The 11,801-nt window shown below is 62.6% G+C and carries 11 protein-coding genes and 3 tRNA genes; 10 read left to right on the top strand and 4 right to left on the bottom strand.

From position 1 onward, the window contains the following. Window positions 1–48: 48 nt before the first annotated feature. Together QU481_RS12485 and QU481_RS12480 are read left to right on the top strand one after the other, a co-directional pair. Window positions 49–522: a pilin gene (locus tag QU481_RS12485; protein ID WP_289830348.1), complete on the top strand. Its 474-nt coding sequence runs from the start codon at window positions 49–51 to the stop codon at window positions 520–522. 353 nt (window positions 523–875) lie between these two features. After that, window positions 876–2,684 (top strand): PglL family O-oligosaccharyltransferase, encoded by a 1,809-nt coding sequence (locus QU481_RS12480; protein WP_289830347.1) that lies wholly within the window; start codon window positions 876–878, stop codon window positions 2,682–2,684. 94 nt (window positions 2,685–2,778) lie between these two features. On the opposite strand, the gene rpoH is transcribed toward QU481_RS12480, so the two are convergent. The 4 genes from rpoH to ftsY form a co-directional block, all read right to left on the bottom strand. Then, window positions 2,779–3,633: an RNA polymerase sigma factor RpoH gene (rpoH, locus tag QU481_RS12475; protein ID WP_289830346.1), complete on the bottom strand. Its 855-nt coding sequence runs from the start codon at window positions 3,631–3,633 to the stop codon at window positions 2,779–2,781. A 129-nt stretch (window positions 3,634–3,762) separates the two neighbouring features. Further along, window positions 3,763–4,671 carry a permease-like cell division protein FtsX gene (gene ftsX / locus QU481_RS12470; protein WP_289830345.1) on the bottom strand — a complete coding sequence of 303 codons (909 nt, stop codon included), beginning with the start codon at window positions 4,669–4,671 and terminating at the stop codon, window positions 3,763–3,765. Then, complete coding sequence (ftsE, locus tag QU481_RS12465; protein ID WP_289830344.1) at window positions 4,668–5,321, bottom strand: cell division ATP-binding protein FtsE; 654 nt, start codon at window positions 5,319–5,321, stop codon at window positions 4,668–4,670. Before ftsE ends, ftsX begins: the two co-directional genes overlap by 4 nt. A gap of 68 nt (window positions 5,322–5,389) precedes the next feature. Beyond that, complete coding sequence (gene ftsY, locus QU481_RS12460; protein WP_289830343.1) at window positions 5,390–6,523, bottom strand: signal recognition particle-docking protein FtsY; 1,134 nt, start codon at window positions 6,521–6,523, stop codon at window positions 5,390–5,392. 73 nt (window positions 6,524–6,596) lie between these two features. Between ftsY and QU481_RS12455 the strand changes: the two genes are divergently transcribed. From QU481_RS12455 to tuf, 8 genes are all read left to right on the top strand, one after another. Next, window positions 6,597–7,979, top strand: a complete 1,383-nt coding sequence (locus QU481_RS12455; protein WP_289830342.1) for a M16 family metallopeptidase — start codon at window positions 6,597–6,599, stop codon at window positions 7,977–7,979. Further along, window positions 7,969–9,273 (top strand): M16 family metallopeptidase, encoded by a 1,305-nt coding sequence (locus QU481_RS12450; protein ID WP_289830341.1) that lies wholly within the window; start codon window positions 7,969–7,971, stop codon window positions 9,271–9,273. The genes QU481_RS12455 and QU481_RS12450 overlap by 11 nt, the downstream gene beginning before the upstream one ends. A 67-nt stretch (window positions 9,274–9,340) precedes the next feature. Then, the gene (gene rsmD / locus QU481_RS12445) at window positions 9,341–9,901 is read left to right on the top strand and encodes a 16S rRNA (guanine(966)-N(2))-methyltransferase RsmD (RefSeq protein WP_289830340.1); all 561 of its coding nucleotides are present in this window, start codon (window positions 9,341–9,343) and stop codon (window positions 9,899–9,901) included. Window positions 9,902–9,978: 77 nt separating this feature from the next. Further along, window positions 9,979–10,230 (top strand): YfhL family 4Fe-4S dicluster ferredoxin, encoded by a 252-nt coding sequence (locus QU481_RS12440; protein ID WP_289830339.1) that lies wholly within the window; start codon window positions 9,979–9,981, stop codon window positions 10,228–10,230. Window positions 10,231–10,391: 161 nt separating this feature from the next. Continuing rightward, a tRNA-Tyr gene (locus QU481_RS12435) sits at window positions 10,392–10,476 on the top strand. Window positions 10,477–10,525: 49 nt separating this feature from the next. Further along, a tRNA-Gly gene (locus tag QU481_RS12430) sits at window positions 10,526–10,599 on the top strand. Between the two features lie 19 nt (window positions 10,600–10,618). After that, window positions 10,619–10,693 (top strand) — tRNA-Thr (locus QU481_RS12425). Window positions 10,694–10,731: 38 nt separating this feature from the next. Beyond that, the coding region (tuf, locus tag QU481_RS12420) for an elongation factor Tu (protein ID WP_289830338.1) at window positions 10,732–11,801 on the top strand (1,070 nt) is incomplete at its 3' end.

Here is an 11,801-nt window from a genome sequence, read left to right as displayed (position 1 = left end):
ACCGTAGCGGGCTCACCGATTCCCCATCGTTCTCTGGAGGCCATCTCTGTGGCTAGAAGATCCTTGCAGCAGGGTTTCACCCTGATCGAGCTGATGATCGTCATTGCGATCGTGGGCATCCTGGCGTCGATCGCCATCCCCCTGTACCAGGAGCACATCGCCCGGGCGAAGGTGACCGAGGCGCTGCAGGCGCTGAGCGTGGCGCGCACGGCGGTGGCCGAGTACGCAGTCACCAACAACAAGATGCCGGACAACAAGGAAGCGGCGGGCTTGTCGCGGGTGAGCTCTACCTATGTGAACGGCATCGACTACGCCAAGGGTGCCGATGCCAGCCACGGCACCATCGTGGTCACGCTGAGCGACGCCGTCGGTCCCGGCATCCAGGATAAGACCAACCAGTTTTCGCTGGCCGTGGCGATCGACGACAAGGGGCAGGTGAGCTGGAAATGCCAGCCTGGCCGCGACGACAAGGGAGCGAACGCCGCCCCGCTCAATTACCTGCCTGCCAATTGCCGCGGCTAAGAACCTGTTCACGATCTCATGAACGAAGGGTCAGCCAAGGCGAAATGATGTGAAAAAGCGGAATGTACATGGAGTACATGAGCATGTTGAGCGTCATTTCAACGCAGGATCACCCGAGTGCAGCGGATCGTGAACAGGTTCTTAGCGCCGCGCGCACCTCTCCCGGCGCTTTGCTCTACCGTACCACCTGGCCTCAACTGGGTGGGATAGGGCGGCGAGTGCCACGGGCCTGATGGGATGTCGGCGGGCGTAGTGCATCTCGGACTGTAATGCCACTAGCAGGCGGCGACGCAGTTCGTGTTGCGGCCGGCTTGCGGTATCCTTCGCACTTTGCTTCGCATCCGTTCTTCGTCATGTCCATTCAACGAGTTGCCACCCCGCTGGCGTTGACCAGCTGGTGTCTGATCGCCGCGCTGCCGTTCCTGTCGCGCCTCCACTATGTACCGCTGCCGCAATGGTTCGGCGAGGCGGTCGTGGTATGGCTCGCCCTCGCGGCCTGGCTGTTCCTGCTGCCCGGTGGCGCACTGCCGGCCCGCCTGCCGCGCGTCAGCGTCTGGATGCTGGGGTTGGCCGCCGTCTGGGCGGTGCAGCCGTGGTTCGTCGACATCCTGTTTCCCGGCATGAACTGGGCAACGTCGTTGTGCTTTGTCGCCCTGGCGCTACTCGGCTACGTCACCGTGGCGCTGCGCGAGCGCCGCGGCAGCGTCTCGGTCACCGCCTGGCTGGCCTGGGGCCTGTTGTTCGGGGCGCTGGCGCAGTCGCTGATCGGTTTCTGTCAGGTGACGGGGCTCGCCGTGAAGATGGGCGGGGTGCTGTTCTACGACTCTAGTCATCCGACCACCAATGTGTTCGGTCATATCGGCCAGCGCAACCAGTACGCGCACTACCTGGCGTGGGGCGCGCTCGCGACGGCGTATCTCGCCTGCGAGCGCCGCCTGAAGATCTGGCTGGCGACGCTGATCGTGCTGTGGCTGGCGCTGTCGATGGGCTGGGCCGCCTCGCGCACCGTGCTCCTGTACGCGGTTGCAATGGTGGTGATCGGCTGGCTGTGGCACTGGCGCGTGCGCGAAACGGCGTCGCGCCGTCTCGGTCTCGCCTTCACCGGCGTGGCGGTGGCGATCCTCGCCGGCCAGTTCCTGGTGCCGCTCGCCAACCATCTGATGTCGCTGTTCACCCATAGTCACGTCGAAGTGGCGAGCGGGGTCGAACGCCTCGCCGCCAACAGCGACGATATGGGCGCGCGCCGCTTCGTCGAGTGGCATAAGGCCTGGATCGTGTTCCAGGCGCAGCCGTGGTTCGGCACCGGCTGGTCGCAGTTCGGCACGCAGAGCGTGCTGCTGCAGATGCGCCCGGAGTTCGCCGATGCGGCGTTCAACAGCGGCCTGTTCACCAACGCGCATAATCTGGTGCTGCAGCTGATGGCCGAAGTGGGTGTGGTCGGTACACTGGCGTCGCTCGGCGGCTTCGTCTGGGCGATCTGGCCTTACTTCGGCCGCAAGGCTCGTCCGGAGGGCGCGCTGCCGCTGGCAATGCTGGCGGTGACGATGCTGCATAGCATGCTTGAATATCCGCTCTGGTACCTGTACTTCTTGGCGGTGCTGGTCATAGCGGTGGCGCTGGCTCCGCAGCCGGAAGGGGAGCTGCGACGCGGCTGGCTGGTACCGCTCATCAGCGCCGTCATGGCAGTGGCGCTGACCGTGCTGGCCGTACAAGGCTATCAGCGCTACTGGGAGCTGGTCGGGCTGTACACGCCGTTCGACAACGCCAAGCGCGACGCGCCGCGCGTCGCCCGTCTGGCCGCCATCGTCGAGCACGAGCCGCTGTATGCCTTCCATGCGCTCAACACGCTCGACAACTACCTCGACGCCACGCCGGACAATCTGGTGCAGAAGCGCCGCTGGGTGAACCTGCTGGCAGCGTCGCGTCCGTACCCGGACGTGCTGTTGAAGAAGGCCAAGCTCGAGGCGCTGGCCGGCGAGGAGCGCCGCGCCGAGGAGACGCTCAGCCAGGCGCTGGCGTCGTTCCCGACCTACGCGCAGAGCTTCCTCGACGACCTGCCGGAGGATCAGCCGCAGTACAACGGGCTTCGTCGCGTCGCTCAGGTGGGCTACGACCGGCTGCCGGCACGCTACAAGAAGGTCAGCGATGGCGACGACGAGTAAGCATTAGCCCCGGCCACTCCTGTGGCCGGTTTCGCCAAAAACAAACAGCCCGCAGATGCGGGCTGTTTTGCTTGGGTGACGTTGGCCGAGTCGCTCAGGCCACTTCGGCGGCGAGCGTTGCCTTCATCTTGGTCAGCGCCTTTGCCTCGATCTGACGAATCCGCTCGGCCGACACGCCGAACTCGGCGGCCAGCTCGTGCAACGTCGCGCCGCTGTCGTCGGCCAGCCAGCGCGCCTCAATGATGCGGCGGCTGCGCGGATCGAGCGCTTCGAGCGCCTCGCGCAGGCCGTCGCTCTGCAGGCGGTCGAACGCGCGCTTTTCCAGCTGACGGGTCGGCTCGTGGTCGTGGTCGGCCAGCCAGTCGATCGGCGCGAAGGCCTCGTCGTCGTCGTTCTCGGCCACCAGACCGATGTCCTGACCGGTCAGGCGGGTTTCCATTTCCAGTACTTCTTCGCGCTTCACACCCAGATCGTCAGCGATCTGCTGCGCTTCCTTATCGGTCAGCGCGGCGAAACCCTTCTTCATGCTGCGCAGATTGAAGAACAGCTTGCGCTGCGGCTTGGTGGTCGCCACGCGCACCAGACGCCAGTTGCGCAGGATGAATTCGTGGATCTCGGCCTTGATCCAGTGCACGGCAAACGAGAACAGACGCACGCCGCGGGTCGGCTCGAAGCGTTTCACCGCCTTCATCAGGCCGATGTTGCCTTCCTGAATCAGGTCCGCTTGCGGCAGACCGTAACCGGCGTAGCCGCGGGCAATCGATACCACCACGCGCAGATGGGACAGCACGAGCTTTTTCGCCGCTTCCAGATCGTCGGAGCGGTGGAAGCGGGTCGCCAGCTCGGTTTCCTCTTCGGGCGTCAGCATCGGAATGGTGTTCACCGTCTGGATGTACTGTTCCAGACTACCGTTGGACGAAGGAACGGGCAGGGCGAAAGTAGCTGTCATAGGTTGGCTTTCCTCCTTGAGCATGGACCCTATCTTAGCACTCGATGATCGAGAGTGCCAAACGGCGTCGGCCCGGTCGCCATTGGAATTTTTCAATGATATCAATAGCCTGTTTAAATCATGTTCCGGCTAGTTGGCGCTGACGCGGCGCAGATGATGATCTGCAGCCAGTCGAGCTCCGAGCGTCGCGAGCAATACCGCGCAGCCCAATACCAAAGCCAGTTCGAGTGGGGAGAGACCGCGAAGTTCCACCCGCTCGTTGTAGAGCTGGGCGAATTCGGCGATCGCGGGGTTGGCGACGGCGATCAGCCAGGCGGTCAGTCCCCATGCCACTAGGCCCGCCAGCAGGCCCTGCCACAGCGCGTGGTACAGGAACGGTCGTCGGATGAAACTGTCGGTGGCGCCGATCAGCTTCGACACCTCGATCTCGTCGCGTCGTGCCAGAATCTGCATCCGGATGGTGTTGTGGGTGATCAGGACCAGCGCCACGCTCAACGCCAGCGCCAGGAACACGGTCAGGTGCTTGCCCAGGTCGACCATGCCGTACAGTCGCTTGGCCCAGCTGGCGTCGAACTGCGCCTCCTCGACCATCGGCAGGCCGGACAGCTCCTTCTGCAGCAGCTCCAGCTGCTTCGGCTCCAGCGAGGCCGGGGTGACCACGAAGGCATCGGGCAGCGGGTTGCCGTCCAGCCCCTCGGTCAGGCCGTTTAGCCCGTTGCGCTTCTCCAAATCGGTGAGCGCCTGCTTCTTGCTGATGAAGGTGTAGCCTTTCACTCGCGGATGGGTCTTCAGTGCGCTGCTGACTGCGGCGATATCCGCCGTCTCGGCGCTTTGTTCCATGAACAGCGTGATCTGCGGCGTCTGTGTCAGTTTCCCGACCCAATCCTGAATACTCATCACCGTCAGGTACAGCGACAAGGGCAATGCCATCGCTATCGATAGCATCGCCAAGGACAGCAGCGAACCGACCGGTTGGCGCAGGATCTTTGCGAGCGCGGTGCGTGCGCTCTGCCAGTGCAGGAACAGATAGTGTTTCATGCGGTGAACTGTCCTTCCTTCAGACGCAGGATGCGGCGGCCGTAGTCTTCCATCAGCGTCTCGTCGTGCGCCGAGATCAGCACGGTGACGCCGACCTGGTGGAACGACTTGAACAATTCCATGATGTCGAGCGCGTAGGCGCGGTCGAGATTAGCCGACGGCTCGTCGGCGATCAGGATCGCGGGTCTGTGCACCACCGCGCGGGCGATGCACAGGCGTTGCTGCTCTCCGCCGGACAACCGGATCGGCATGACCTTTTCCTTGCCCAGCAGGCCGACCTTGTCGAGCGCCGCGCGCACCCGGCGAGCCGCCTCGCGGCGGTCGAAGCCGATGATGTCGAGTGGCAACATCACATTGTCGAACACATTGCGGTCGAACAGGATCTTGTGGTCTTGGAACACCACACCGATATGCTGTCTCACGAATGGCAACTGGCTGCCGCGCAGCTTGGACAGATTATGGCCGCTGACCATCACGCTGCCGCTGGTGGCGCGCTCGAGGCCGGAGATCAGCTTCAACAGCGTCGACTTGCCGGCACCGGAATGGCCGGCGAGAAATACCATCTCGCCGGAGTCGATTGAAAAACTGAGATTCTTCAGTGCTTCGACGCCGCCCGAGTAACGCTTGGTGACCTGGTCGAACTGGATCATGCGAGGCAGTTCCCCTTGCAGGACAGCGGGTACTACCCCGCCGTTGCTGAACAATTGTGATTGTGTAATCAGTCGATCAGCGCGTTGACATAGTCGCGCGCGTTGAACGGGCGCAGGTCGTCAATGGTCTCGCCGACGCCGATGAAACGTAGTGGAATCGGCCGCTGCTTGGCGATCGCCGCGATCACGCCACCCTTGGCGGTGCCGTCAAGCTTGGTCAGGATCAGGCCGGTCAGGCCGAGCGCCTCGTCGAATACCTTCACCTGGTTCAGCGCGTTCTGGCCGATATTGGCGTCGAGCACCAACACGATCTCGTGCGGGGCCTCCGGCAACGCTTTCTGGATTACCCGCTTCACCTTCTTGATCTCTTCCATCAGGTGCAGCTGGGTCGGCAAACGGCCGGCTGTGTCGGCCAGCACGATATCGATGCCGCGCGCTTCCGCTGCCTTGATCGCGTCGTAGCAGACAGCCGCTGCATCGCCACCCTGCTGGGTGATCACGGTGACGTTGTTGCGCTCGCCCCAGGCGACCAGCTGCTCGCGCGCCGCAGCACGGAAGGTGTCGCCGGCCGCCAGCAGCACAGACTTGCCCTGCGACTGGAAGTACTTGGCCAGCTTGCCGATCGAAGTGGTCTTGCCGGCACCGTTCACGCCAGCCATCATAATGACATAAGGTTTGTGGCCGGTCGCGTCGAGCGGCTTCTCCAGCGGGCCGATCAGTTCGGCCAGAGAGTCCTTCAGCGCGCCCTTCAGTTCGCTGCCGTCCTTCAGCCCCTTCAGCGACACGCGGTTGCGCACGTCCTTGAGCAGGTGCATCGTGGCATCGACGCCCATATCGGCGGTCAGCAGCACCGTTTCCAGCTCTTCGTACAGGTCTTCGTCGATCTTGCCGCCGCCGAACACGCCGGCAAGTGACTTGCCGAGCTTGTCGCGGGTCTTGGAGAGACCGGCCTTCAGCCGTTCGGTCCAGCTGAGTTTCTTGGTCGGCTCGGGTAGGTGCTCGAGCGCCTCCTCATCCCGCGCGGACGATATGGTGGCCTGCGAGCTGACCGGGGCCGCATCGCTAACGGCCGGAGACTCGACAGCCGGGACGGTTGGTTCGGGAGTGACGCCAACCGCAGCAGTCTGCTCGGTGGCGGCTGGTGGGGTCTCGGTAGCCGGCTGTACCGGCGGCGGGGACTTCTTCTTGAAAAAGCTAAACATGACTCGCTAAGGTCAACACGACTCGTCGGAAATACCCGGATTGTAACGTCAAAACAGGATCAGGATGGACATCATGCCGCGCTCCTCGCTCATGCAACGCCTGACCGCGGTTGCCGTGCTGGCCCTCGTCCCGCTGCAGACCATGGCCGACGAGCCGGTCGAAGCCACGCTGGACAACGGTCTCAAGGTCGTCGTCAAGCGCGATGCTCGGGCGCCGGTGGCCGTATCGCAACTGTGGTATCGGGTCGGCAGCATCGATGAAGTCAACGGCCGTACCGGGTTGTCACATCTGCTCGAGCACATGATGTTCAAGGGCACACCGACCGTCCCAGCCGGCGAGTTCTCGCGTCGCATCGCTGCCGCTGGCGGGCAGGACAATGCCTTTACCAGCCGTGCTTACACCGTCTATTACCAACTGCTGGCTGCAGCCAGCCTGCCGTTGGCACTGCAGCTCGAGGCCGACCGGATGCGTCATCTCGATTTCAAGGACGACGCGTTCAAGAGTGAGCTTGAGGTGGTCAGGGAAGAGAGGCGCTGGCGGGTCGATGACCAGCCCAGCGCCGTGCTGTACGAGAGCCTCTACGCCAGCGCATTCGTCGTCAGCCCGAGCCGGACGCCGGTGATCGGATGGATGGACGATATCCGGCACATGCAGCCGGGCGACCTGCGCCAGTGGTATCGGCAGTGGTACGTACCAAACAATACCACGCTGGTGGTGGTCGGTGACGTCGACCCGCAGACGGTAATCGCCGAAGCTAAGCAGCGCTTCGGTGGCTATGTTGCGCAAGTATTGCCCGAGCGTCGGCCGCAGCTGGAGCCGACGCAGCTCGGCATCCGCCGCATCACCGTCAAAGTGCCATCGGAACTGCCCTACTTGTTGATGGGGTGGAAGGTTCCACGCCTGCAGAAAATCGACGATCGTCCCCCATATTCCTTATATATACTTTCTGCGCTGTTGGCAGGGCAGGATGCCGCACGGTTGCCGCGCAACTTGGTGCGCAAGGCCCGCATTGTCACCAGCATCAGGACCGACTATGAGCTGTTCGGTCGCGACGACGGCTTATTTACCATCATGGCGATGCCTGCCACAGGCCACGGCGTAGCCGAAGTGGAGCAGGGAATCCGCCGCGAGCTTACCCGCATCGCCCGAGACGGCGTCGGCGAGGCCGAGCTGGAACGAGTGCGCCATCAGATCGAGGCCAGCCGGATCTATCAGCGGGACTCAATGCAGCAACAGGCGATGCAGATCGGTAGGCTCGAAAGCCAGGGTTTCTCCTGGCGTGACGAGAATGCGATGAGTGAGCGGCTGCTTCGGGTCGGTTCGGACGATGTGAGCGCGGCGGCCCAAAGCCTGATCGACGATAATCTGACCGTGGTGGCGCTGCAGCCGTTGCAGGCCAAGGGCAAGCCGCCCGCGCAGGCTGAGTTGCTGCAAGGGGGTAACCATGTCCGTTAAGCGTTACGTGCTCGCGCTGGCGGTGCTGTTGTTCAGCGGTCTCGCGCAGGCGGTCGTGATCCAGTACTGGCAGCAGGCCAACGGGGCGCGGGTGTACTTCGTCGAAACGCACGAGAATCCGATTCTCGACGTGCGCGTCGACTTCGATGCGGGCACCCGCCGCGACAACAGGCCTGGCGTGGCCGACCTGACCGCCAGCCTGCTCGACAACGGCAGCGTCGGCCGGGACGAGGAGGAGATCCGCGCCACGCTTGCGGACTTGGCGGTTTCCATTGACGGTGGGGCCGATACGGAGCGTGCCAGCCTGACGCTGCGCACCCTGTCCCGCCCTGCAGTGCGCGAGCCCGCGCTGGCACTGCTTGCCGATATTATCGCCAAGCCCACTTTCCCTTCCGTAGTGCTGGAACGTGAGAAGCGCCGCGCCATCGATGGCCTGAAACAGCGCGAGAGCAATCCGGGCTTTGTCGCCGATCGTGCGATCGGCCGCCGGCTCTACCCAGAACATCCCTACGGCAATGAAGACAGGCTCAGTGCCCAAGGGATTGCCGCGATCCAGCGGCAGGATCTCCTGGCGTTCTGGCACACCCACTACCAGCCGCGTTATGCAGTGGTGTCCATCGTCGGCGACATCGGCCGGCCCGGTGCAGAACGCCTGGCCGAGCGGCTATTGACCGGCTTGCGGAATGAGGGGCCAGCGCTGGTGGCGATTCCGGCGGTGCCACCGGTCACACCTGGTGTTGTGCGGCAGACCAACTCGGCCAGTCAAGCGCACATCCGCCTCGGCATGCCGCTGATCTCCCGGAGCGACCCGGACTACTATGCGTTGATGGTCGGCAACTATGTGCTCGGCGGCGGCGGCTTCGATGCCCGACTGGTGAAGGAGCTGCGCGTTAAACGCGGGCTGACCTACAGAGTGTCGAGCCAGCTGCTGCCAATGGAACAGGCCGGTCCGTTCACGATCGCGCTGTCGACCCGCAAGGACCAGGCCGATCAAGCGCTGCAGGTGGTCCACAGTACGCTGGCGCGTTTCATCGACGAGGGGCCGACCGAGGTGGAGCTCGCCCAGGCCAAGGCCAATATCATCGGCGGTTTTCCGCTGCGCTTCGACAGCAACCGCAAGCTGCTGGGCCTGTTGTCCATGATCGGCGCCTACCGGCTGCCGCTCGACTATCTCGAGCGCTACCCGCGCGACGTTGCAGCGCTGACCGCCGACCAGGTGCGCGATGCCTGGCGTCGTCGTGTCAGTCCCAACGCGCTGTCCACGGTTGTCATCGGCGCAACAGCTACGCCCTGATGCGAGGCTGATCAAGCCAGGCGTCCGACAATCGGGGTAAACTCTGCGCTTTTTGCAAAGGACCGCCATGACGGCCAACCGTAACCGGGTGCGCATCATCGCCGGTCGCTACCGGCGCCGCCTGTTGTCCTTCCCCGATGCCGACGGCCTGCGGCCGACACCGGATCGGGTGCGTGAAACGCTGTTCAACTGGCTCGGCCAGGAGCTCGATGGTCTCAGCTGTCTCGACCTGTTCGCCGGCAGCGGCGCGCTAGGCTTCGAGGCGGCATCGCGCGGCGCACGACGCGTGGTAATGGTGGAAAAGGGCAAGGCGCCGTTGATGGCGCTAAAGGCCAACCGCCTGGAATTGGGCGCTGATGAGATCGAGGTGGTCGCGATGGATGCGCTGATGTACCTGAAGAGCTGCCGCGACCGCTTTGACGTGATCCTGCTCGATCCTCCGTTCGATGCTGACCTGCTGCCGGTGCTGCTGCCGCTGGCGCGGCCGAGGTTGGCTGAAGGGGGGTATCTCTATATAGAAGGGCGTTCGTTGCCGGATCTGTCCGGTTGGCAGGTCGAGCGACAGGGCAAGGCCGGTGTGGTGCACTATGCGCTACTGCGCGTCGTGGTCGATACCGGGCCGATCTAACCATATAGCGGGGAATGCTTGCAGCCCCGGGGGTGGGGTGACAGAATTTGCCCCATTGAATACTTGAGGAAATTACTATGTCTTTGATGATCACCGACGAATGCATCAACTGCGACGTCTGCGAACCGGAATGCCCGAACAATGCCATCTCGCAAGGTGAGGAAATCTACGAGATCGACCCGAACCTCTGTACCCAGTGCGTCGGCCACTACGATGAGCCGCAGTGCCAGCAGGTCTGTCCGGTCGACTGCATCCCGCTCGATCCGAACAATTCGGAGACCCAAGAGCAGCTGATGCAGAAATATTTGGTCATCACCGGCAAGGCATGATCCGCTGTTAATTTGACTAAGTAATTGATTTAAAATGCAACGCCCCGGCGAAAGGAAACTGCGCCGGGGCGTTGTCCGTTTTGATGCGAAAAAAACTGCAAATTTCGTCAAAAAAGCTGTTGACGGCTAAAAGGGTGATCTATATTATTCGGGTCTCTTCAGGAGGGATTCCCGAGCGGTCAAAGGGATCAGACTGTAAATCTGACGGCTCTGCCTTCGAAGGTTCGAATCCTTCTCCCTCCACCAGATTACTATAGCGTTTGGGCGGCATGTTAGGTCGCCCGGATCGTGAGAGGCGGGTGTAGCTCAATGGTAGAGCAGAAGCCTTCCAAGCTTACGACGAGGGTTCGATTCCCTTCACCCGCTCCAAACGTAGTATCAGTTTAGGGCCCATGTAGCTCAGGGGTAGAGCACTCCCTTGGTAAGGGAGAGGTCGGCAGTTCAATTCTGCCCATGGGCACCATAGCTTAACTTTGGTTTTCAGATTCAGGGAAATTTGCCATGGCTAAGGAAAAGTTCGAGCGGACAAAACCGCACGTAAACGTTGGCACCATCGGTCACGTGGACCATGGTAAGACCACTCTGACTGCAGCGATCACCACCATTCTGTCGAAGAAGTTCGGTGGCGAAGCCAAGGGCTACGACCAGATCGACAGCGCGCCGGAAGAAAAGGCTCGTGGTATTACTATTAATACCGCGCACGTTGAATACGAAACCGAAAGCCGTCACTACGCACACGTAGACTGCCCGGGCCACGCCGACTATGTGAAGAACATGATCACTGGCGCTGCGCAGATGGACGGCGCGATCCTGGTGTGCTCGGCCGCTGACGGTCCGATGCCGCAGACCCGCGAACACATCCTGCTGTCCCGTCAGGTAGGCGTTCCGTACATCATCGTCTTCCTGAACAAGGCTGACCTGGTGGACGACGCTGAACTGCTGGAACTGGTGGAAATGGAAGTGCGCGACCTGCTGTCGTCGTACGACTTCCCGGGCGACGACACCCCGATCATCGTGGGTTCTGCTCGTCTGGCGCTGGAAGGCGACCAGTCCGAATACGGCGAGCCGGCGATCTTCCGCCTGGCCGACGCTCTGGACAGCTACATCCCGACCCCGGAGCGTGCTGTTGACAAGCCGTTCCTGCTGCCGATCGAAGACGTGTTCTCGATCTCGGGTCGCGGCACCGTAGTAACCGGTCGCGTAGAGCGCGGTATCGTCAAGGTCGGTGAAGAGCTGGAAATCGTGGGCCTGAAGGCTACCGCCAAGACCACCTGCACCGGCGTGGAAATGTTCCGCAAGCTGCTGGACCAGGGTCAGGCCGGCGACAACGTGGGCGTGCTGCTGCGCGGCACCAAGCGTGAAGATGTAGAGCGTGGTCAGGTTCTGGCCAAGCCGGGCAGCATCACCCCGCACACCAAGTTCGAAGCTTCGGTGTACGTGCTGAGCAAAGAAGAGGGTGGTCGTCATACCCCGTTCTTCGCGAACTACCGCCCGCAGTTCTACTTCCGTACCACCGACGTGACCGGTGCCATCTCCCTGAAAGAGGGTGTGGAAATGGTTATGCCGGGTGA

Origin of the sequence: Crenobacter oryzisoli (genome assembly GCF_030385785.1) — a bacterium.
Classification (GTDB): domain Bacteria; phylum Pseudomonadota; class Gammaproteobacteria; order Burkholderiales; family Chromobacteriaceae; genus Crenobacter_A; species Crenobacter_A oryzisoli.
The sequence above is the reverse complement of the archived record's forward strand: the minus strand, read 5'-3'. Positions and strand labels throughout refer to the sequence as shown.